The organism is Ralstonia flatus (genome assembly GCF_958439105.1).
GTDB lineage: Bacteria > Pseudomonadota > Gammaproteobacteria > Burkholderiales > Burkholderiaceae > Ralstonia > Ralstonia flatus.
Genome location: NZ_CAUDLI010000009.1, coordinates 115,811 through 138,491 on the forward strand (window position 1 = coordinate 115,811; position 22,681 = coordinate 138,491).

Below are 22,681 nucleotides of genomic sequence, written 5' to 3' on the forward strand. Positions count from 1 at the left end.
AGTGCGGCGGAGCTCATGCTCTTTCCGGAGCATGATGTTTTGGAGGAATGTACCGCTGCTGTGCAGAGCGCGGAGCAGCAGGCGCTACGCGGGCTCGTCTGGGCAGTCAGGCACAGAAGCGCCCGAGGTGGTAGATACGTGCGCAGGTTTGCGATCGATGTTCAATGAGATCGTAGGACTCAGGCGTGTCGTGCCTGCTTCAAGGATAGGTCGACGCGTGAGTACGGTCGACTGGCAAGTTCGCCGAGCAGATTGCGTTAGCGCTCGAGCAAGCGGAACGGGGAACAAAGGTTGAGGAGTACTGATGGCGAATGGGCGTTGGTGCGCACGATTGCGGACGGTTTGGAGTGGTCCTATGGCTGGGAGGCGCCAGCCGCGCAGCGACTGCGCTTCGTGCTGGATTTTGATTATGCAACTGGCCTGCGCGCCAGCGAACTCGTTTCTTCCAAGTTCGGCGACGTCGAAACTGACCGGCAGGGCGATCACTGGCTCAATTTGATAGGGAAGGGCAGTCGCGTCGGCAAAGTCGCGCTGCCACCGCTGGCACGCGGAGCGCTTGATCGCTACCTAGTGGAACGCGGGCTGCCAGTCACGCGAGCGCGGTGGAATCCGAAGACGCTGTTGGTTGGTGGACTGGGGTTGGATCCTGACGGCGGGATTACGGGGACGCCGCTGTGGAGTGTGGTGAAACGGTTTTTTGAGACAGCTGCCGACACCATCGAGAACGACCAGGCGGTACTAGCCGAAAAGCTGCGCAAGTCGAGTCCACACTGGATGCGCCATACGTACGCGACCCACGCTCTCGGACGCGGCGCGGAATTGACAACCTTCGGGACAACCTGCGCCACGCCTCAGTCTCCACCACCTCGATCTACCTGCACGGCGATGAGATCAAGCGCGCGCGGCAGCTTGGAGAAGCTTTTGGTGCCCGAAAATAAGCGTCTGCATAGCAGCATGCGGAGCTGCGGGCGCCCTCAAGGTTGTGGACGGAACTCATTGCTCCATTTAACGGGCTACAGTTCCGAGCTGCACCGACAGCGCTTGCGCAAGCGGGGCATGCCTCACACCTTTTTTCCGAGCACGACGCAGACGGACTTAACACGGTTGCGTTGCAATAGAACTATGTCTTGCGGGTCTGCGATCGGTAGACGCCTGGCGCGCTGCCAGTCCATGACTTGAAAGCCCGCTGGAATGCGGTGTTGTCGGCGAATCCCAACTCCGAGGCAATCGCGCTCAGCGTGGCATCGGTGCTTGTCAGCCGAACGATCGCCATGTCGCGCCGCAACTCGTCCTTCAACTGTTGGAAAGACGTTCCTTCCATGGCCAGATGTCGTTGCAGCGCGCTGACCGACATGTGCAGGCGCTGCGCAGCGACCGCCAGATCGGGCCATTCCGGACACACTTGCTGCAACAGCGCCCGCACCCGTGCGCAGGATGTTCTCTCGTTCAGACGAGGGCCTACCAGATTGCCCGGTGTGGCGCGTAGAAAAGCCTCAAGTGCGGCCGTGTCACGGTGTATCGATTGGGCGAATGAGGACGCCTCGAACCAAACCGCCGATCTTGCCTGCCCAAACCGCAACGCCCCAGAGAAGATCCGAACATAGTCTGCGGCATGTGGAGGTTGCTCGAAGGCGAAATCGAAGCCCCTGGGTACCAATCGGCCGCCGTGCAACCATACCAGCAGGCGCCAGAAGACGCGCAGCAGTAGCCCATGCAAGAAGTCGGAGTGTTCGCAACGGTCGCCGCGCACCTCGAGAGCAGCGCCACACAGCGAGCCATCTGAGGCAGACACAAGTGCCACATCGTCCTGCAGCAGGGCGAAGGATTCGCTCACGCGCTGCAAGGCTGCGGCCAGCGTTCTTGCCCCGAGCGTTGAGCGAGCCATCAGCACGAAGCTGCCGCAACGCAACGGTCTACCACTTAGATAGCCCAGGCATTCGTCGTCGAGGCTGTCCTTCACGGCACTGAAGAGCGCGATGTATTGCTCGATGGTCACCCGCGACTGCTCCAGATACAGCAAAGATTCTGCGATACAGGCTTGCCCCAGAACGTTATCCAACCATGACGCAGTGGCCAGCCCTTTGTCGCGTGCGCCGTCGAGTAGGCCATGTACGGCAAAGATCGGAACGGTGGCGATAGGTCGCAGCATGGTCAACGGGCGCAGCGAGTGCTGGTGCCCAGAATAAGAGGTCGTTTGTCAGTTTATCGAAGCGATTTGCCATCGCCACTTGAGGGCTCGACTAATACGATTCCCTGCATGCTCTGAGTGCTCAACGAATTGTGAGATATGCCGCGATGAGAAGTGATCTGAGCTCTACCAAAAAAGGAGACAAGCGCATGATTCGAGATTTATTCGCTGCCGGCGTCGGCATAGTGACGCCCGCCAAGCCGGGCGTCAACAAGCCCTATCTCCGCATGGCTAGCAAGGCGACCACCGTCTTGCGGAGCGGCGGCCTGAGCAGCATCTGAGGAGAGAAAACATGCTGCCACAGTTATACCGACATGCTTGGATGGACAGCGATATCGAGGCCTTTCGCGAGCAGGTCCGCCGCTACGTCGCTGCCGAATTCACCCCCAAGCTGGACGGCTGGCGTCGCCAGGGCTACATCCCGCGCGAGACCTGGCGGCCTTTCGGTGAAATGGGCTTCCTGCTGCCCGAGATGGACGAGGCCTACGGCGGCGCCGGCGCAAACCTGGCCTACCAGTTGGTGGTGCAAGACGAACTGGCCAAGGCCGAGATGCCGGTGAACATCGCGGTGCATACCATCGCCTCGCACTATATCCTGGCCTACGGCACCGAGGCGCAGAAGCAGCGCTGGCTGCCGAAATTGACAAGCGGCGAGATGCTGGCCGCCATCGCGATGACTGAGCCAGGTTGCGGCTCCGACCTGAAGGCCATCGCGACGCGTGCGCGCCGCGATGGTGACCATTATGTGATCGACGGCGCCAAGACCTTCATCACCAACGGCTTTACCGGCAACCTGCTGATCGTAGTGGCGCGCACTGGTGAACCGGGCAGCCGTGGATTGTCGTTAATCGTGCTCGAGACCGAGGATCTGCCTGGGTTCCATGTAGGTCGGTTGCTCGAAAAGATTGGCATGCAGGCGTCGGACACGGCCGAACTCTTCTTCGACGGCGTGCGCGCGCCGGCCGACCAACTGCTGGGCGGCATCGAAGGCGAGGGCTTCAAGCAACTGATGGGACAGTTACCCTACGAACGCATGCTCATCGCCGTGCCGGCAGCGGCCACCATAGAGCAGGCACTGGCGCTCACCGTGGAATACACGCAGCAGCGCAAAGCCTTCGGTGCAACGCTTTTCGACATGCAAAACACGCGCCTCAAGCTGGCCGAGGCGGCCACCACGGCGCACGTGGTGCGCAGCTTCGTCAACGACTGCATCCAACGGCTGCTGGACGGCACACTCGACGACGAGGCCGCGTATATGGCCAAGTGGTGGTGCACCGAGCAGCAGTGCCGCGTGACCGACGAGTGCCTGCAACTGTTCGGTGGGTATGGCTACATGGCCGAGTACCCGATAGCGCGCATGTACGCCGCCTCGCGCGTGCAGAAGATCTATGGCGGCGCCAACGAGGTCATGAAGGACCTGATTTCGAGGAAGCTGTGAACGCGCGGCATACGCTCTACCTGCCACTGCACGGCATCCGTGTGGTGGAGTTCGAGGGCATCGGACCGGGCCCGTTGGCTGGACGGATGCTGGCCGACATGGGGGCCGAGGTGATCGCACTGGTGCGGTCAGAGCCCGTGGCCGCGGCGCAGCAGCTTGGCGGCGCAGCGGAAAATCCACTGCGCCGTGGCAAACAGATCGAGGTCGTCGACCTGAAGTCGCCTGGCGGGCGGATGCACGCGTTAGACCTGGTCACCCAAGCCGATGCCCTGATCGAAGGCTATCGGCCCGGTGTGATGGAACGCCTGGGGCTCGGCCCTGCCGATTGCGCGGAGCGCAATCCCAAGCTGGTTTACGGCCGGATGACGGGGTGGGGGCAGGACGGCCCGCTCGCTCAGACCGCAGGCCATGATCTGAATTACATCGCGCTGACGGGCCTGCTGTCGCTGTCGGCGCGCAAGGGGCAAGCGCCGATCGTGCCGCCCACCGTGCTCGGAGACGCGACCGGGGCGCTGGGTATGGCCTTCGGCATCGTCTGCGCGCTGGTCGATGCACGCGCCGGCGGCCGCGGACGTGTAGTGGACGCGGCCATCGTCGACATCGTGGCCATGCTGGGCACGCTGGTGCAATGGATTCGCGCCAACGGGCAGATCGACGGCGCGCAGGCGAGTCCATTTCACGACTCGCCGTTCTACGACGTGTATGCCTGTGCCGACGGCAGCTTCGTCAGCCTCGCCGCGGTGGAGCCGCCGTTCTATGCGCTGCTGCTCTCGAGGCTGGGCTTGACGGATGTGAATCCCGCCGACCAATACGACAAAGCTGCGTGGCCCGCGCTGAAGGAGCGCATCGCTACCCTGATCCGCGGTCAACCCAGGAAGTACTGGTGCGAACTGCTTGAGGGCAGCGACGCTTGCTTTGCCCCCGTGCTCGACCTGGCCGAGGCAGTACGGCACCCGCACAACGCGGCGCGACAGATCTACCAGTCCACCCCCTCGGGGGTCATCCATGTGGCTCCAGCCCCGCGGTTCCAGGTACTCGACACAATAACTCCGGAGACAAACAAATGACCGACACCGCCCAGATCGCCAAGCCTGTGCGTGGCTGTCCCTCCACCATGGGCGACGCACGCCAGCTCAACACCACGACGCTGATCCGGCATGCAGCGCGCACCCACCCGGAGCAGGAGATCGTCTACCGCACACCAGGCGGTGGCTGGGACCGCTACACGTACGCCGACTGCTACGCGCGCGTCCGCCGCAGCGCCAATGCGTTGCGCGCGTTGGGCGTCGAGCCGGGTGACCGGGTCGGTGTCCTGGACTGGAATAGCCGGCGCCACTTCGAGCTGTATTGGGCCATCCCTGGTCTGGGCGCGGTAATGCTGCAGATGAACCTGCGCCTAGGCCACGAGGACCTGGGCTACGTGGTCGGGCACAGCAATGCGTCCTACGTGTGCGTGGACGAATCATTGCTGCCGGTGGCCGAGGCCATTGCCGCGCATGCGCCGCAGATCAAGGGCTGGATCGTCATGACCGACAAGCCGCTGGACCAGATCGAGACCACGCTGGCGCCGCTGCTCCACTACGAAGACCTGCTGGCGGCCGCCGACGCGAAGATCGACTGGCCAGAGATCGAGGAAAGCTCGGCCTACAGCGCCTGCTACACCACCGGCACCACGGGCAGGCCCAAGGGCGTGTACTACTCGCACCGCGCCATCTACCTGCACGCCACGGTCATGGCCACCAACCTGGGCATGACGCTGGACGACTGCGCCATGTTCATCACGCCCATGTTCCATGGCCAGAGCTGGGGCCTGCCCCAGGCAGCCGTGCTGATGGCCAACAAGATCGTGCTGCCGGGCCGCTACGTCGCCGAGGACACCAAGCCGCTGACCGATGCCATGATCGCCGAGGGCGTGACGGTCACCAACGGCGCACCGGCCATCTTCCAGCCCATGCTGCAGTACATCAAGACGATGCCGGTCAAGCCGGACTTCAGCCGTATGCGCATGCTCTCCGGCGCCACCGAGCCGCCGCTGTCGATGATGATCGGCTTCCATGAGCTCACCGGCGCCGAGGTAGTGCACGCCTACGGCGCCACCGAAACCACGCCGCTGGTCGCCGTCAACCGTCTCAAGTCCACGCTGAAGAAGCGCCTGTCCAAGGGCGATCTGTGGGACCTCAAGCGCAAGCAAGGCCTGATCGTCACCGGGGTGGACATTCGCATTGTCGGCGTCGACGGCCAGGATCTGCCGCACGACGGCCACTCGGCCGGCGAGATCTGCCTGCGCGGCCCCTGGATCAGCGCCGCCTACCACGACCTGCCCGACTCCGAGGAGCGCTTCCTGGACGGCTGGTGGCGCTCCGGCGACCTTGGCACCCTGGACGAGAACGGCTATCTCAAGGTTACCGACCGCATCAAGGACGTGATCAAGAGTGGCGGTGAATGGATCTCTTCCATTGACATGGAAAACCTGCTGATGAGCCACCCGGCCGTGCGTGAGGCCGCGGTGATCGGCATTCCCCATGCGAAGTGGCAGGAACGTCCGCTGGCCCTGGTGGTGCTCGAACCGGGCCAAGAGGCAACGCTGGAACAACTGCATGCTCATCTGGCCAGAGCCTTCGCCAAGTGGCAATTGCCTGATCAGATCCTGTTCGTCGAGTCTATCCCCAAAACCAGCGTCGGCAAGTACGACAAGAAGCGCATGCGTGCCGAGCATGCACAGCGCTACGCCGAATAACGCCTGCCTTTCTACAGGAGAACAGTATGAGTGATCATGAAGCCGTCATCGTCGGTGCGCTTCGCACACCAGTCGGAAAGCGCGGTGGGCGCCTGCAAAAATGGCATCCCGTGGATCTGTTGGGCGAGACGTTGCATCAGTTGGTTGAGCGCTCGGGCGTTGACCCGACTGATCTGGATGACGTGATCGTCGGCTGCGTGCTGCAGTGGGACCAGCAACACGGCAACCTGGGCCGGCATGCCGTGTTGGCCGCCGGGTTGCCCGAATCCGTGCCAGCCGTGACGGTCGACCGGCAATGTGGGTCTGGTCAGCAGGCGATCAGTTTCGCTGTTCACGGCATTAAGGCTGGCGCTTACAAGCTGGTCATTGGCGCTGGGGTCGAGTCCATGTCGCAGGCGCCGATGCCGCCGTCGTTCAAGCCCGGCGCACCGCTCGGGCCGCAATACAGCCCGCGCGAGTTGGCCCGCTACAGGGACAACCCGCTGCTGCCGCAAGGCGCTTCGTCGGAGTTGATGAATGAGCGCTTCGGGTTCACACGCGAGGCCCTGGATGCCTTTGGTGTGCGCAGCCATCGGCGTGCCACCGAGGCCGCACAAGCCGGCCGCTTTCGTGACCAGCTTGTGCGGCTCACCGATGATCCGGCAAATCCCGCCAGTCCGGTCGTCGCCACTGACGAGGGCGTGCGTGCTGACCCGAACCCCGAAAAGATGGCCACACTCCGGCCCGTGTTTGCCGCCGATGGCGCCACCACGGCCGCCAACTCATCGCAGATCAGCGATGGCGCCGCCGCGCTGCTGATCGCCAGCCGAGCATATGCCGAGCAGCATGGCCTGAAGCCGCGTGCCCGCTTTGTCAGTACCGCCGTGGCCGCGGCCGATCCGGTCATCCAGTTCACTGCTGTTCTGGATGCCACCCGCAAGGCACTGAAGGAGTCGGGCTTGACCATCGGCGACATCGATCTGTTTGAAGTCAACGAGGCCTTTGCCGGCGTGCCGCTCATGTTCCAGCAGGAATTCGGCATTTCCGACGAACGTCTCAACGTCAACGGTGGCTCAGTGGCGATCGGCCATCCTTTGGGGTCTACCGGTGCACGCATGCTCACCGACCTGCTGTGCGAGCTTGAGCGCCGGGGCGGCCGCTATGGCCTGCAGACCATCTGCGAGGCCTCGGGCACGGCCAATACCACCATCATCGAACGACTTTGATGAGCGGGGCCATCATGAGTGAAGTGCTTGTTAGTCGTGACGGTGCCATCGTCACCTTGATCATCAACCGCCCGCGCGCAAAAAACAGTTTGAACCGCGCGGTATTCGATGGACTCCGCACCCAGCTTGCGCAACTGCGCTATGACGATTCCGTGCGCGCGGTCCTCCTTACCGGTGGCGAAGGCGTGTTTTGCGCTGGAGCCGACATCACGGCATTTGACGCACTACGCGCCGAGCCGTTGCTGGGCGAGCGCGCGGCAGCGGGCGGCAGCTTCTGGGCTGAGCTGCGGAGCTTTCCCAAACCCGTGATCGCGGCGGTGGAACGGCTCGCGCTGGGTGGCGGCATGGAGCTTGCGCTGGCCTGCGACATCGTGATCGCAGGCGAGTCGACCAAGTTCGGCGTGCCGGAAGTCAAGCTTGGCGCCATCCCCGGTGCCGGGGGCACCCAGCTCTTGCCCCGAGCCGTGGGCAAATCAAAAGCCATGGCCCTGTTGCTGACCGGCGATTTCATCGATGCACGCAAGGCCTGCGATGCCGGCATTGTTGCTGAAGTGACGGCAGACGGTCAGGCATTGGCTACAGCACAGGCCATGGCCGGTCGGATTGCCGCCAATTCGCCGCTGGCGGTGGCGTTGGCGAAAGACGCGGCCCTGTGCAGCTTCGAGACTTCGCTTGAGCACGGGTTGGAGCATGAAAAGCGCAACTTCTTCGTCGCCATGCGTTCGGCCGACAACCTCGAAGGGCAGGAGGCATTCCTGAGCAAGCGCGCCCCCAGGTTCACCGGCCGGTAAGCATCAGCCAATTACCAACTAAGGAAACTGCCATGCAATTGAATTCCAACATCGCCGCCGTCGTCACCGGAGGCGCTTCCGGTCTGGGCGCCGCCACGGCACGGCGCTTGGCCAGCCATGGCGTCAAAGTCGCCATCTTCGACATGAACGAATCTGTCGGCCAAGCGCTGGCGAGTGAACTCGGTGGCGTTTACTGCAACGTGGACGTGACTTCCGAAGAGCAGGTAGACGCGGCCTTTGCTAAGGCCCGCACTGCCGTTGGGCAGGAGCGCATTCTCGTGAACTGCGCCGGCACCGCCGACGCTGTCAAGACTGCCAGCCGCGACAAGAAAACCGGCGAAATCCGTCATTCTCCGGTGGATCGCTTCAATCGCATCATTCAGATCAACCTGGTTGGCACCTTTCGCTGCATTGCCAAGTCGGTCGCTGGCATGTTGACGCTCGAGCCACTGGCCGATGGCGACCGCGGCGTCATTGTCAACACTGCTTCGGCTGCCGCACAGGACGGCCAGGTTGGTCAAGCCAGCTATTCGGCCAGCAAGGCCGCCATCGTGGGCATGACGTTGCCCATCGCGCGTGACCTGATGGACGAGGGGATCCGTGTCAACACAATCCTGCCGGGGCTTTTTGGTACGCCGTTGCTGCAAAGTCTGCCGGACAACGTTAAGCAGGCGTTGGCGGCATCCGTGCCATTTCCCAAGCGCTTGGGCGAACCCGAGGAGTATGCGCATGCCGTCGAGTTTCTCGCCACTTGCGGCTACATGAACGCTGAATCCATTCGTCTGGATGGTGCCATTCGCATGGCACCACGCTGACATAGTCACTCGATCGTGGACCGGGAGAGGGACATGACTGTCAGTGGTGGTTCCGATGGTTTCCCGGCAGAGGTTGAGGCGGTTATTCATGTGCCTTCGACCGTCCTGGATGTTGCTGTGGTCGGCGTGCCGGATGAGACGCGGGGGGGGGGCGATCCGTCCGAAAGTGTTCCGCCAGCACGGGCGATGTGCCTGTGCAGGCTGTCTATAAGGCTGGGTAAAGTGCGCATTCGGATTTTCGGACCGTGTTTTGGGACGTTAGTGGTTCGCCGACTCTCCGTTCCGTTCGCAGCCACGATCGCGGTGCGTGCCCATACGGGGTGGCTGACCGCTCGAGGCTGGACCAGAAAACTCGAAGCCGGCGAATGGCTTAACGTGCCGCCGTTGGCCCGATTCGACCTGAGTATTGCGCCGGGGGCTATCGTCGAACTCGTTCTGCACACAGACGACGTTGAGCGCGCTGCGTTGAAGGAGGCGGCGTTGAACCCGGCGCTGTGGCTAGCCCGCTTCGATCCGTCTAGAGCCAGGGTGCTGCAGTGCGATCAGGGAAAGGCGCTGACCCGGGCGCTGGCGCGTAGCGTCTTCCTTGCGCCGCATCACGAGTGGCGGTGCTCGACTTTCGCCACGCAATTTGGAATGAGCGGCAAGGCGGTTTCGAGCGAGATTTTTGCGGAAGGCGAGAGCTTTCGCGAGACGGTGCGGAATTATCGACTGTCCCGTCTTCTTTTTGATCTACCAGCGTTGCCGAAAGTGAATGGCGATATTGCGCAGTCCTACGGATTTGGCTCGTGCCGCCTGCTTGAGGCTGCGTTTTATGGTGTGTTCAACCTGCCGCTGACTGTGGCTCATGCTCAGTTGGTTGCATCCGCTGAATTTCGGAAGATGACAGCTCCTCGGAGTGCCGTTCGTCCAATGGGTGCGCCGTCAGAATCGGTCGCTTGTGCAGGGTATCCCTGGGCCGTGCCGCCTTGCTTCTTGCCGAGATAAGGCGGCCGTTGCCTTGTGTTTTACGTGGCTTCTCGTTGATGCAGGGAGATGGTTAATCCGTGAACAGCCCATCTCAGCCGTCTCATAGGAACGTGCATCCCCCATTTCTGCGCCCTAGGTTGTCGCCGACAACCTAGGGCGCAGCAACAAAGCAGTACCCACCTAAGCGGAAATATCCGCATCAAAAACCAAAGGAAAACAGAGGAGAAGTGTCAATGAAACTCAGGAGCATGGCTGCGGCCGTCTTGTTCGCGATTTCGGGGGGCGCCTTCGCGCAGTCGACTGTCACGCTCTATGGCGTGGTGGACGCCAACCTGGAATACGTCAATCACGTCGGCGCCGTTCCGACTGGCCTCAACCAGTTCAATCGCGGCCCGTCCCATGCTGTCTACCGCCTGGATTCGGGCGGCCTCTCCTTGTCACGCTGGGGCCTGCGCGGCACGGAAGATCTCGGCGGCGGCCTGAAATCACTGTTCGTGCTGGAAAGCGGCTTCGCCCTCGACACGGGCACCTCGCAGCAGAGCGGCCGCCTGTTCGGGCGCCAGGCATTTGTCGGGGTGCAACAAGCCGGCATCGGCCAGCTCACACTGGGCCGCCAGTACACCTCGATGTTCGAGGCCCTGGCCAACTTCTCGCCCACGGCCTACGCCACGCAGTACGAACCGCTGGTGCTCCAGTCGGGCGCGAATTTCCGCGAGGACAACACGGTCAAGTACACCGGCCAATTCGGTCCGGTCACGGCGCTGGCGCACTGGTCGTTCGGCACAGGCCTGGCCCTGCCTGCAACGGCAGCGGTGGCCACGCCGATCGGTGGCAACGGCGAGGTCGCCGGCCAGTTCCGGCGCGACACGGCCTATGGCGCGGCTGCGACCTACGGGGCAGGCCCGTTCGGCGTGGCCCTTGGCTACGACCAATGGAATCCGACCATCGGCACCGGCAGCGGCGCCTTCAAGAAGGCCACAATCGCAGCAAGCTACAGCGATGGCCCGGCCAAGATCATGGGCGGTTACCGCTGGGGCCAGAACAAGAACGCGGCCGATGTGCTGATCCAGCGTGATGACTTCTACTGGATCGGCGCGAACTACCAGGCCACCCCGGCCATTGGCCTGACGCTGGAGTACAACTACGACAACGTCAAGAACCAGTTCGGCGATACGCATGTCGCCAACCCCTGGCAGATTGCCTTCATGGCGACCTATGCGTTCTCCAAGCGTACCGATGTCTACGTGACCACCGCGTATGCGAAGAATGCCGGGCTGATGCTGGAGTCGGTGGGCACCGGCTTTGCCACCAGCTTTTCGCTGGACAATAGCTACGCCCTGCCCAACGGGCAGAACAGCATGCTGGGTGTGGCGGTGGGCTTGCGCCATAAGTTCTGACGGAGCGGCTAAGCCTGACTCGCTTGATGCTCGCAAGCCGCTCCGGGAATAGGGTCGCGAGGCCCGGAGCGGTACGCTCGACATCAACCCCTGCGACATGAGGCGATAGCCGCTCACCCAGTGAGGACCCGTTTTCCATGGACAGTACCGAGCAAGAGAACCCCACCCAGATCACGGCCCGGAAACCCGGATTGGTCTATCCGTTTGCTGCGCCGGAGAACGGGCAGATGATCGAAGTCGCGCCGGGGGTGCGGTGGCTTCGCATGCCGATGCCTTTCTCGCTCGATCACATTAATCTGTGGTTGCTCGACGACGGCGAGGGTTGGGCCGTCGTCGATACGGGTGTCCGCACCGAAGAGGCCACGCGCATCTGGTGTGACTTGCTCGGGAGCAGCAGTGAAGCTCGGCCCTTGACCCGCGTGTTCGTCACGCACATGCATCCTGACCATGTTGGCCTTGCCGGCTGGTTGGCGCGCAGATTCGGCATCCGGCTCTGGATGACCCGCCTCGAATACCTGACCTGCCGGGTCCTGGTGTCCGACAGCGGACGGGAGGCACCGCCCGATGCGATCGCCTTCTATCGGCGCGCCGGCTGGAGCGCCTCCGCCATCGAAACGTACCGCGCTCGCTTTGGTGATTTCGGCAAGCACATCCACCCCTTGCCGGACAGCTACCGCCGTCTGTGCGACGGCGAGGTATTGCGGATTGGCGAGCATGATTGGCAGGTGGTTGTTGGCAATGGGCATTCTCCCGAACATGCCTGCCTGTATTGTCCGGCGCTTGCGCTGCTGATCTCCGGAGATCAGGTGCTGCCGCGCATCTCGTCGAATGTCTCAGTGTTTCCCGTCGAGCCCGATGCCAATCCCATGGCGGACTGGCTGGACTCGCTCGCCAAGCTCAAGCGCACTGTGCCGGATGACGTGCTCGTGCTGCCGGCACACGGCGATTGCTTTCGCGGCCTACATGCGCGGATTGACGCATTGAGCGCTGGCCAACAGCGTGCGTTCGACCGGCTAAAAGCCGCACTGGACACGCCGCGACGCGTGGTCGATGTGTTCGGCGCATTGTTCGCCCGGCCAATCGACGAGTCGACCCCGATGTTGCTGGGGATGGCCACGGGCGAGAGCCTGGCATGCCTGAACTACCTCATGCATTCTGGCCGTGTTGAATGCACCCTCGATGGCGTCGGTGTCGCATGGTATCGGCTGCGGCGTGCCTAACCCATATGACCACGAGGAGAAGTAGCGATGTCCACCTACGCAGCGCCTTTGCGCGACACCTAGTCTGGGACACGGCGAATCCGCTTAGCATTCGCGGTCGGGTCGACAGTTGGGTCTCACAAGGCACTGCGTTGGCCTCGCTGGTTTGCCAGCTTTTTGCCAACATTGCGTATGAAGAGGCGTCGTTAAGCCAAATTGCTGGGGTTCGAGTCCCCTCCCTCGCACCACTAAAATCAAGCTTTCCCTGCTAGTTCAAGGGCTTGCGACACAAAAGTGCAGCACTGATCCAGTGACACACAGAGATCGGAACGCACCTATGGCAAGACCAAAACCTCAGCGGAAAATCCCCGGCCTGTAGGCTTGTCGTTGATTGGTCGTCTCCTACGGCGCGTCAGGTGCTGATCGAGGTGCTGCGGGCCACTGTCTCCGCTTGGGGCGACACTGTGCGCCGGGGAGACGGGGAGCCCGTAGAGACGCCCGCCGCTCCAGTTGCTCCGCCCGTTGAGGTCGCTGGGTCCTGCGCGTTAGCGGGCAGGTGTGACCAGCGAAGGAGGCTGCGGTGCTACGCAGCCTCCTTCGCGGCGATGTTCCCGTGCGCGATACGAATCGTTATGACCCTCATCAAATCGTAAATGCGGTCGATATCTGCGGGGTGCTTTCGTGAACCGAACATCAAAGTGGTTGCGCCTTCCGTCTGTGCTGCGAGCAATGTCGCGCGCGCCTGGCATTCTCGTGCGGTCGCAGACGAATCTATCTGGCGCACCAGGTCCACGTAAATTGCTCGATAGGCGGAGTAGGGTCTTCTCAAAAGCTCAAGCGTGATATCTGAGTGCTGGGCCAGGGCGAACAATTCGAACGTGAGTCGGCGTATCTTCGAATCACGGGACTCCTCTAACGCATCGTCGACGATTCCGCACTCGTCGACAGTGCATCAATGCCAGGGGCGCTCCAACGTCGCGGCTCGTCCACTCGCTTCAGCCACAAGGAGTGCAGCCATCTTGACAATGCGACGACTGTTCCAGCCTCACTCAACACGTGAACAGGCTTGGCCTCGCCAAAAATGATCGGCCCGATGACAACATAGTCACCGGCAGCGGCTTTCAGAAGGTTGTACGAGAAGTTGGCGGCGCCAAGATTTGGTAGTAGGAGGACATTGCCATCGCCTTCGAAAGCGAAGTTCAGACTTCGCTCTCTCTAAGCTACCGTCTATCGCGATGTCGCCATGCATCTCAGTCGGCCAGCGAGCGCGATAGCTCGCGTCGAGGAACCCCCAGTCCTCCTCATTTTCTGGGTCGATATGTTCCACAGCGGCTTGCCTTTCTTCCTGTCCGGGGAACAGGTAGCGGATTATGAGACAGAGGGGAGAAGCGGAGCGTGGCAAACGGTCTGCTGATGTGACCGGGACTATCGCAGCGGCCTGACACGTTCGGGTTTCCGTCTATAAACTCGCTCCGTCAGTCTGCTGTCCGCGTGCGCGAGAAGCGCCTGCGCATGCTCCAACGTTTCCGCGTCACTTGCGCACTTCGCGCGCAAGTCATGTTCGGTGAAATGTTCCTTCACCTTTGTTTCTTCGAGTACGCGCTCCATGAAATTGCGCCACATGGTGTCCCATCCGCCTGCGCGCCCGTCGTCGTTGAAGTAGCACTCGCCGCGGCGGTTGCAGAACAGCCAAGGCGTGAGCGATACCGGGCGCACTAATTTTGCAAGAGTGACGGCTTCGCGCAGTTCATCAGTCCACTCGTAGACAAGACGCTTGCCAGTCGTATGCTCGGTCTTGCCCGGTGTGACATGGATTCCGTCCTCGTTCATGTCGGACACCGTTAGGCGCAGAAGGTCGCCGCGGCGTAGGCCGGTCAGTAACTTGATCCGCATATATGCCTGAATTGCCAACACGCTTCCCGATTTGCGACGCGATTTAAGCGATAGGCACTCAACGATCTCCCAATCCTCGATGTAGCGCGTGCGCGGCTTCTCGCCCTGGAGTCGAACCTCGTGCTTGAAGGGATGCCGGTCGAGATAACCCCATTCGACGGCCTTTGTGTACGCATGCGACAGCACTTCGACTTCGCGTTTCGCCGCAGTCTTTGCCGAACGCTTATCGACGTACTGATAGATGTGGCGCGGCTTGATCGACGTCAACGGCATGGCGCCGAGCACGGCGCGCAGGCGTTTCAGGGCGACCGCGTTGTGCGCCTGCGTCGTCAACTCCTTCATCGGCACGACCTCAAGCGCATACCGGTCAAGCAATTGGCCGATGGTCTTTGCGTCGTCCAGTATCGAGAGCCGGTCCGCCCACACCTTGTACGCTTCCGGCAGAGTCTTGCCGAGCCTGAATTGCTTCTTCCCGTCCCACGCTGTTTCGAACCCTTCTGGGACACGATAGTAGTAAGCCCCATGGATTTTTCGCCACCGCGGTGGCAGCCCTTTGTTTTCAGCGTTTCTCTTTTTAGGCATTATGCTGCGCTCCAATTGGGCGTGGGTTCCACGGCTGTTCTACGTGCGGTCTCGCCGCCAAATAGCAGCTCGACGTGCCGTCGTAGCACGACGATATGGCCGTCAGGTCGAATACAGTGCTGGATACCCATCGTGCGAAGTGCTTGCGCCTGACTGCGTCGCTGATGGCGCCCGGTTAGAAACGCCAGTTCCGCTTTTGTCAGGAACATGAGGTCGGCCCCTTTCGGTAGCTCCGCAGTCGACAGTGGATCGCTCATTGTTCCTCCTGCCGGAGGGCGCGCGGCGCGACAACAGGCAAATTGTTGTCCGTCTGAGAAACCGCATTTGTGTGCGACTTCACACACGCTGTTCGCGCTGCGGTCGGAGGTTTAGCTTCGGACCGCAGCGAGGCCAGAGCCTCTTTGCGCCGATGCTCCAGCAGAATGCGACCCGGCGGACGAGCCAGCGCGACGGTAGGGGACCCTCGCAGTGCGATCAGATCATCAACAGTGAGTTGGTACATTGCCGGCACCAAATCGAGCCTCCCGCAACTACGCAGCCTAGCAACCGCAAGGGATACCGCCTGTCTTAGCTGAACCTGCAGGCTCTTTGACTCGCTGGGATCGCGATCATGCTCGATCGTCGTTGTTTCCCCCTTGGTAAGCAGCGCGCCGAGCAGATCTTTTAGCGGAGGCGGCGCGAAACCATGCAGAACGTCAGCGGCCTCGAGCTGAAGGCGGGCCTTGCTGAGATCAAACGATTTCCAGGGGCATGCGTCGTTGCTGATTTCTAGCCGCTGAGCGAATTTCCACACAAGGCGGAAAAGCCGGATCACCGCATCTGCCAAACTTGCGCGCTTGGCCGCTCCGTACCATGTTAGGAAGTCAACCTCGCAGTTGATTGCTTCGAGGCGTGGATTACGGCGTTTGGTGAAGTACTCTCGAAGAATCGCCAGTTCGTTGCTTCTGTGCGCAGTTGCGTGTGTGTCGAGCAATGGCAGAGAGCATTGTTCGAACGCATCAAGCAATGCGAGTGCAGTAGCAGGGCGAGATTGCCGCACTCGTGTGTGTTGCTCGTCGACCCACCGAGAGCAGGCGACGCCAAAGTCGTTGCCCAGGATGAGCTTCTGCCCTCCGGGACGGAGCATATAAAAGGTGGACGTGCCGTCTCGATTACGGCGCGCACGCATATCGGCGGGGCGATTAGTTTTGGGCGGCATTTTTCCTCCGCGGCGTGTATGCGAGACTGATGTCGGGCCGGAGATGACCGAGTTCCTGGCTGACGATTTCCAGGCAATCTAAAGGGGCCAGGCCCAATGTCAGGAGAACTTCAACGCGATTTTGTGCGTAGGAGTGACGCAGTCCGTGCAGTCCCAGCGAGAAACCGAGCGTCCGGATACTCGAAGAAGAAAAGGATTCCGACAGGCTTTGCCCACCGCCGATATCAAACACGCGAGTTCGTCGTACCTTGCGATCTACCACTGAGGCCGGAGTCTCGAGCCGGCGCAACTGTAGCTGCTCGTGCAATTCAAGTGGAACCCAAACGCGGCGTGCCAATCCCCCCTTGCCGGTCGTCCGGTAAATGAAGCCTTCTGGTAATCCCAGGAATAAATCGTGGCGCCATGGGCGATTCGATTCAGGGTCAAGTTCATGTGCTTCGCGCAGTTCAATCAGCTCGCTCGCACGCAAGCCTCCGCTAAACGCGATCCGTGTCCCGAGGGCGTTGGGCTCCGATTGACAGCGAGCAATCTGCTCCATCTCTTCGCGCGTGTATGCGCGTCCAATGGTGAACGTTGGAATCTCCGCCTCGAGATTCGGCAACGTTACGCAGAACAAAAGACTGAGCGCCTGCCGGTGCTGGTCCAGAGTTTTTTGGCGCCAGCGCTGACTTTCTTGCATCAGGTATTGTTCAAGTTCGGCGCGAGTGACGGGCGCATCGATCCCTGTCCCGCTGCCGAGGCGCCACGTGAGGAACTCTCGTACGCATTGCTCGACGCAGCGGGCGGTTCCGATTGACACGATGACATGGCCGAGGAGTGCACCGAGCGAACTCTTTGTTTTTCCCAGTGCGACGACAGATGAGACCAGCTTGCGCGCCAATTCCTGGGGGGAATAGGTTCTCTTTGCCCGCGTCATTTGACCGACTCCCACGCGAAATTGATTCCAAGGCATTTAAGGAACCGATGAATGGTCGACTTGTTCGCCTTGATGTGGAAGCGCTCTTGAATTCTGCTGGCGAGGTTGTGGAGCGAATACACCCTCTTATCCGCTGCTCTTAGCCGCGCCACTGCGCAACGGCGTAGAAAAGCGACGATCTCCGGGCGATCGAGCTTTGAGTGTTTGTTACGACTGGACATGGCAGGTCCTCCGTACGACAAATCTCGCATTCGGTAGGGCGAATGCAACCCGCGCAGCAAAACGCTGCCGTCGCTCATGTAGCGACGGGTCAGAAAGCTTTGCGGGTTGATGCGAGGCGTACCCGGACCAGGGGCGCGACGTGGCTAAGGCCTTTCGAGGGGGGCGCGGTGCCCCGACCTGATTGATAACTACAGATTTCGGAAGCGCGGGTCGCCGAGGCGAGTCGCAAACCGTATCGGCATTGCGGATTCGCACTTGCTGCGGGCGGAACAGGTTCGAAGGGCGCAAACGGACACAAGAACGCGCCGCCGCTGGGCGCGGGGTGTCAGTCAGGCTGGATTTTCAGTCGATGGTAAACGCACCGGTGCTCCGCGAATGGCGGGAGGTGCGTTTCTTCAAGGCGCAGGAAACGCTTGCTTGAATGAATTACAACTCTAAGTTGGAGTTGATTGATTACACGTGCCCGAAGGGCTCATGCCGCATGTGCGGCGTAAAAACATACTACACCGACTTTAGACCAACGTGAAGTAGCCGTACTCGCGTTGCCTTTAAGCCACAGCAATACAAAGGACAACGATATGGGCGATTGGATCACAACTGAATCGGAGCACTCCACTCTATGGAAACGGAGAATCACCACGCAGCCGAACGCCCATGTTGTCTTTGGCATCGCTCTAATCGCCTTCGACTCGCGGGGACATGAAGTCAGAGAGAGCATTCGCGAAGAATGCATCCCCCAAGTCAGTGATTACGGTAGGCTGCTGGGACGGCGGGGCCTCACTGATTTCGAGAGCCGGTCGCAAGCGTGTGCCAATGCCGTCTCCTTCGGCCAATCGCATCTTCTCCAGCATGCGGCCAAGGTTGGCATATCGGACAAGCAAGCGCGAACGTCGGCGAGGGGACGGCTCGAGTGCGAGGACTTCGGCTATATGGGCATCCTCCACTTCGTGCACCGTGAATCTGCCTTTCAGCAATGTCATCGTTTCCCCTTAAGTGCGGCCTCGCCGGCGAGTAGAAAGCCAACCGCGTTTGCGAAGCGAGGCTGCTCGACGACATTAATTTCACCGCCGAGCGTCTCACGAAGCGCCGGCAAGTAGTAGTGCGCCGCGCCACCCGCCGCAAACACAGTTAAATCCTCTCGTGTCTTGATGGTGGTCAAAACTGACCGCACGATCGGGATCGTGACGTGCAGCGCGGAGTTAAGGAACGGTTGAAGGTCGATCGCTTCACCGTTATGCATCAGCGGCTTGTTGGTTACGATCGCCCGATCGATGCGGTCCAAGTTGCTGAACCGGCCCTTATGTTTGCGCTGTAGCAGCGCTGCGATCTCTCGCAGCACGATCGCTGCTCCGCCTTGCAAGCCGCCGCAACGCGCTCGGTCGACCTTGAAGCTGGACGAAGATACGAAGGTATCCGTCGTATTCCAGCCCGAATCAACGATGCAGCACGACGTATCACCGGAAAATGCCTGCGGGTGTGTCGACCGCAAAAACACATAAGCTCCCAACGGCTGGGGGAGAACCGAAACGTTGCGGATGGTGAAGGTTCCGTGACGACCAAAGTCGTGGCTGCCGCGGAATTTCTCGATCAAGCCCCGTGCGTGCATTTGGTACGTTGGCAAAGGAAGCCCCAGCACCAGCTCGTCGATGTACCTTTGTTGACAACGAACGAGGGTAGTGCCGAGCAGGGCATAGTATTCGTTCGATGTTGGGAAATCATCGGTTTCGGTCCGGATGATGCTTGATGGGACAACCTCGGCGTCGGTGGTGTCCACCAGATACTTCATTCCATTGACCTCGATCTGAAGATCGGCCTCACGTGCACCGACGGCTTCCAGACTTGACTCAAAGGTAGTTTCGGCGAAGCGGCGCGCAACCGACGGCATGCTCCCCGTGGTGATTTTTCCGTCGTGCATGAACGCATATTTGGTGAAGGAGTAACCGACGTCCACGCCCAGGGTCGTCGATCGATTTGTGAAGCTAGGTTCGGTACGCATGGGCCCTCCGATGGGTTATGAAATGTCTGAGCTGGTCTGCAAATTGATCTGCGCCCCAACCTAAGTCATTGGGTCGTCTGCAAACACAAGCCTTCGTGTTGTCGATCTGTATGTTGCAGCCGCTATAGCGCGATGCAAGTTGGTCTGTACTGTCCTGCGCTGCTTTGAAAGATGATCGGCTCGAGGCCGTGCGCGTTCCCGCAGGAACGCGACTTGCCGCCATGTTGCTTTTTTCTTCGTCGTTCGCGAGCGCGCGGCCTGCGTGCGAAGACTTGATTGGATGAGGATTGCGGGGGACTTATTGAGCGCGGTCAGAAGGCAGCGCATCTGAGGGCCCGAACGCGCCGAACGGCACGGGGTCGAAATTGCGGGTGACGGGGCTTCTTGGTGAGTGTCGTTGCCGACATCACTCGAGTCGAGCTCGGCGCCGGCGGGATTGCATCACAGCAGGGTGATCGCAATTTCCCGGCGATCAGCACATTCTTGCGACGTGCTATCTGCGCGTCCAGGTTGTCTGGATGTTCCTAGCTTCAGGGGGGCACTCTAGGTAGGGCGCCCGTTAAGCCTGGGTGTCGATCAACTGAGCAGTCGATCAGCTTCATGCCGGCATACCGGCGGTTTTTCTAGTTTTCAGAATAAGGCAATGTGGTCGACTAGGCAAGTGCCGCCTTAAGATAATTTCGATTTGATGAGGAGCTGCTTACAAGTCTGGGATCGGGCGATCTTCACGTTCGTTGCGTTTAACGATTTCGTTTTTCGATAGCTGGAACGCCTAAAGGCTTGTTGGGCTTGAGTTTGAAGCGAGACTCGCTTTGCCGACTGACCCTGACACAGCCGTTTCTCTTGTGGTCGCACGATCCATACATGTGGAACCGACCGACGCCATCAGACCGCAAGCCCGGTTGTGGCGATGCTCTATAGCGCTTCCGAGGCTGTAGACAAGTGGCGCATTGGCGGCACTTGGTGGGCTGAAAAGCAGGGATTCTTAAATCGACAAGATTTAAGTGGCGTTTAGGTGGCGCTTTGCGAGCTCATTGCGCAACGCTCATGCTGTCGAGGTGGCGGGAGGCTTGAGGCGAATTCGCTTGGTGCCGGGAAACGCAGATCGTTAGAGGCCTGAGGCGACACGCGGGGCATTTGTGTGCGTCGGTCTTATACTGTTTTACCACGCAGGAGGGGCATTCAATCACGGGCTCCGATCTTTGGGTTGAGCTTCAGCGCTACTCCGCAGCGCATGGTGTCTAGCACAGGGGGCTGGAGTCGGAGTGAAACGCCGCCAGAATCGTTGCATATAAGCGAGGCTGTGACGCAAGACGGGTGGTCTTGACAGCTTTATGTGGAAACGGTTTTCGACAATACAGACAGGCAGAGCAGTCGCCCTGACACAGCCGTATTGTCATACAGCCCCCTGATGGTTTGTGCCAACGCATTGACGCAACTGTTGTGGCGGCCGCCGACCGAGGGCTCGATGTCGGCCTCGATCAGTCGCGTGGTGTAGGGAATGATATTGCGACCCCCTGCCGGAAGGGTGGGCCAAGGTATTTTCGCTTTCAGGCTTGGTACTCCGGGGAAATTTGCATGATATTTCTCTGCCAAGCTTGCTTTACCGTCAAATGCCGTGCTACTGTTTAAGTAGCCGTGCATAAGCGGCATGATTCACTTCTCGACCGATCCGTCGTCGAGTCAATATTTATCAGGCTGATTGAGCCTCGATAAATCTCAACTCCACCGTGCAGTCGTCACGGTTCGGCATGTACATCAATATCAGATCTTGTGGTCTTGTGAAGCGATCCAGAGGTTTCGCTGATCGTCGTCCTGGGCCGTATCGCTAGGCCAACTTCGATCTAGTTTCTCCACCTGGCTTTCACCCACAAGCACCAGCAAATACGAGCACTAGAGAGGCGCGGCGTGTACAACGCCTGTGCGCCGCGCCCAAGCTTGAGCTTGTTTCCTATAAAAGCTTTGTCCACGACGAGGTTTTTCGGATCTGCTGCGTGTTGAAAAAATGACGAGTCCACAAATCCTGAAATGGCGGGATCGGCGAGTGTCGCCGGCCATATCCCAGCCCTGAATCTTGTCCGTTACGTTGCGATCGGTTTCGGGCAGTCCGCAATCGAAGTCACGAGTTTTCCATTGATCGCGTTGCGCGCTTGTATCCACAAGCGTATCTCTTTGGTATGCAGGCGTTGGCTCTTTAAGCCTTAGCTTGCGCGTTTATATGCCAATGTTTATTGGCAGGCGGGAGGATTTCCTATGTTGCAGCATGATAGTTCGGTTGACGTTGGTAGTGACAGCGAGGTGATTACGCTGTCGCCGCTGGCGAAGGCTGTCGCTAATGCATTGTCTGAACCGTTTTTGATCGAAGGGGTGACGGGGCGCCCTGTGTTTGTGCAGTTGAATTACCTGGGCGAGGCGACCATGGTGGTCTACGCGAACGGTCACCCGTCAAAGACGTTGCCCGCCGTGATCCGATCGCTTCACGAAAAGGCTCGCGTGTCAGACGTGAATGACCCAATAACGTATTTCGATGGGAGGTCGTCATCTACGAACGACTTGCTGGCAAGGCCGGGAGCGTGGCCAGAGACGTCCGTCCACCACGTAGCCGGGCTTGGAATGTCAGCAAGCCAACGGCACTGCTTCGTGTTGTGCGACCAGAATGTAGAGATCGGGTTCTGTACTGTAGAGCTACGGATCGATCAGATTTTCGAACAAGGGATCCCGGCGGTACATGTTGAGCTGGGTTCCGATTTCATCGTTCCGGAGATGCGTGATCGAGGGCTGAGTCGCATGTGGGCAAAAGCAATCGGGAAAGTAACGGTCGCCATGCTGATGGAGTTCCGGAATCGCTGTGAAAGGCACGGGATCACTGAAGAGTGCACGTTTCCGATCATTATCAAGAGGGAGGCTATTTCCGAGAGCGGAAAGAGGTTCGGACGAAAAGTTCTGCACGAGCTTGAAGTTCAGCTGGATGTGGCCCAATTGCTGTTTGGTAGCACGAACGATCTCGTAAGCGTTGGTGAGTTGGACGGCTCTGCCTTTTATCGGGTGGAGCAGTAAGGCAAGTTGAGGTCCCCAGCTTCTGCGATTTGGTGGCATGTGCGCGCCCAACAGGGCGCGTATTTTTATTCGTCGCGG

General features: G+C 60.2%; 19 protein-coding genes and 1 pseudogene. 12 read left to right on the plus strand and 8 right to left on the minus strand.

Annotated features, from left to right (window positions below; genetic code table 11):
- Window positions 1–300: 300 nt before the first annotated feature.
- Window positions 301–938: pseudogene (locus R2676_RS19610) on the plus strand (tyrosine-type recombinase/integrase); the annotation flags it as partial.
- A 182-nt stretch (window positions 939–1,120) separates the two neighbouring features.
- On the opposite strand, the gene R2676_RS19615 reads toward R2676_RS19610, so the two are convergent.
- A complete protein-coding gene (locus tag R2676_RS19615; RefSeq protein ID WP_316887346.1) occupies window positions 1,121–2,149 on the minus strand; it encodes an AraC family transcriptional regulator in 1,029 nt (342 codons plus the stop codon).
- A gap of 188 nt (window positions 2,150–2,337) precedes the next feature.
- Between R2676_RS19615 and R2676_RS19620 the strand changes: the two genes are divergently transcribed.
- From R2676_RS19620 to R2676_RS19665, 10 genes are all read left to right on the plus strand, one after another.
- Window positions 2,338–2,469 carry a hypothetical protein gene (locus R2676_RS19620; RefSeq protein WP_316887347.1) on the plus strand — a complete coding sequence of 44 codons (132 nt, stop codon included), beginning with the start codon at window positions 2,338–2,340 and terminating at the stop codon, window positions 2,467–2,469.
- An 11-nt stretch (window positions 2,470–2,480) separates the two neighbouring features.
- Window positions 2,481–3,626: an acyl-CoA dehydrogenase family protein gene (locus R2676_RS19625; RefSeq protein WP_316887349.1), complete on the plus strand. Its 1,146-nt coding sequence runs from the start codon at window positions 2,481–2,483 to the stop codon at window positions 3,624–3,626.
- On the plus strand, window positions 3,623–4,693 hold the full coding sequence (locus tag R2676_RS19630) for a CaiB/BaiF CoA transferase family protein (protein ID WP_316887351.1): 1,071 nt from the start codon (window positions 3,623–3,625) through the stop codon (window positions 4,691–4,693). The genes R2676_RS19625 and R2676_RS19630 overlap by 4 nt, the downstream gene beginning before the upstream one ends.
- Window positions 4,690–6,363, plus strand: coding sequence for a long-chain-fatty-acid--CoA ligase (locus R2676_RS19635; RefSeq protein ID WP_316887353.1), 1,674 nt, complete (start codon window positions 4,690–4,692; stop codon window positions 6,361–6,363). Before R2676_RS19630 ends, R2676_RS19635 begins: the two co-directional genes overlap by 4 nt.
- A gap of 26 nt (window positions 6,364–6,389) precedes the next feature.
- Window positions 6,390–7,568 carry a thiolase family protein gene (locus R2676_RS19640; RefSeq protein ID WP_316887355.1) on the plus strand — a complete coding sequence of 393 codons (1,179 nt, stop codon included), beginning with the start codon at window positions 6,390–6,392 and terminating at the stop codon, window positions 7,566–7,568.
- Window positions 7,569–7,582: 14 nt separating this feature from the next.
- Entirely contained in the window at window positions 7,583–8,359 is a 777-nt protein-coding gene (locus tag R2676_RS19645; RefSeq protein WP_316887356.1) for an enoyl-CoA hydratase/isomerase family protein, read from the plus strand.
- 32 nt (window positions 8,360–8,391) lie between these two features.
- A complete protein-coding gene (locus R2676_RS19650) occupies window positions 8,392–9,174 on the plus strand; it encodes an SDR family NAD(P)-dependent oxidoreductase (RefSeq protein WP_316887357.1) in 783 nt (260 codons plus the stop codon).
- A 33-nt stretch (window positions 9,175–9,207) separates the two neighbouring features.
- Window positions 9,208–10,161, plus strand: a complete 954-nt coding sequence (locus R2676_RS19655) for a hypothetical protein (protein ID WP_316887358.1) — start codon at window positions 9,208–9,210, stop codon at window positions 10,159–10,161.
- 215 nt (window positions 10,162–10,376) lie between these two features.
- The gene (locus R2676_RS19660; RefSeq protein WP_316887359.1) at window positions 10,377–11,540 is read left to right on the plus strand and encodes a porin; all 1,164 of its coding nucleotides are present in this window, start codon (window positions 10,377–10,379) and stop codon (window positions 11,538–11,540) included.
- Between the two features lie 137 nt (window positions 11,541–11,677).
- Window positions 11,678–12,760 (plus strand): MBL fold metallo-hydrolase, encoded by a 1,083-nt coding sequence (locus tag R2676_RS19665; RefSeq protein ID WP_316887360.1) that lies wholly within the window; start codon window positions 11,678–11,680, stop codon window positions 12,758–12,760.
- Between the two features lie 891 nt (window positions 12,761–13,651).
- On the opposite strand, the gene R2676_RS19670 is transcribed toward R2676_RS19665, so the two are convergent.
- The 7 genes from R2676_RS19670 to R2676_RS26215 all read right to left on the minus strand — a co-directional run bounded on the left by R2676_RS19670 (window position 13,652) and on the right by R2676_RS26215 (window position 21,199).
- Complete coding sequence (locus tag R2676_RS19670) at window positions 13,652–13,942, minus strand: phosphate acyltransferase (protein WP_316887438.1); 291 nt, start codon at window positions 13,940–13,942, stop codon at window positions 13,652–13,654.
- A 222-nt stretch (window positions 13,943–14,164) separates the two neighbouring features.
- Window positions 14,165–15,214: a tyrosine-type recombinase/integrase gene (locus R2676_RS19675; RefSeq protein ID WP_316887361.1), complete on the minus strand. Its 1,050-nt coding sequence runs from the start codon at window positions 15,212–15,214 to the stop codon at window positions 14,165–14,167.
- Window positions 15,214–15,471, minus strand: coding sequence for a DUF4224 domain-containing protein (locus R2676_RS19680; protein WP_316887363.1), 258 nt, complete (start codon window positions 15,469–15,471; stop codon window positions 15,214–15,216). Before R2676_RS19680 ends, R2676_RS19675 begins: the two co-directional genes overlap by 1 nt.
- Window positions 15,468–16,412, minus strand: a complete 945-nt coding sequence (locus tag R2676_RS19685) for a hypothetical protein (RefSeq protein ID WP_316887364.1) — start codon at window positions 16,410–16,412, stop codon at window positions 15,468–15,470. Before R2676_RS19685 ends, R2676_RS19680 begins: the two co-directional genes overlap by 4 nt.
- The gene (locus R2676_RS19690; protein ID WP_316887365.1) at window positions 16,396–17,364 is read right to left on the minus strand and encodes a hypothetical protein; all 969 of its coding nucleotides are present in this window, start codon (window positions 17,362–17,364) and stop codon (window positions 16,396–16,398) included. The genes R2676_RS19685 and R2676_RS19690 overlap by 17 nt, the downstream gene beginning before the upstream one ends.
- Before the next feature lie 1,162 nt (window positions 17,365–18,526).
- Window positions 18,527–19,546, minus strand: coding sequence for a ParM/StbA family protein (locus R2676_RS19695; protein WP_316887366.1), 1,020 nt, complete (start codon window positions 19,544–19,546; stop codon window positions 18,527–18,529).
- 1,332 nt (window positions 19,547–20,878) lie between these two features.
- Window positions 20,879–21,199 carry a hypothetical protein gene (locus R2676_RS26215; protein WP_410482520.1) on the minus strand — a complete coding sequence of 107 codons (321 nt, stop codon included), beginning with the start codon at window positions 21,197–21,199 and terminating at the stop codon, window positions 20,879–20,881.
- A 600-nt stretch (window positions 21,200–21,799) separates the two neighbouring features.
- Between R2676_RS26215 and R2676_RS19705 the strand changes: the two genes are divergently transcribed.
- Window positions 21,800–22,603, plus strand: coding sequence for a hypothetical protein (locus R2676_RS19705; protein ID WP_316887367.1), 804 nt, complete (start codon window positions 21,800–21,802; stop codon window positions 22,601–22,603).
- Window positions 22,604–22,681 lie beyond the last annotated feature (78 nt).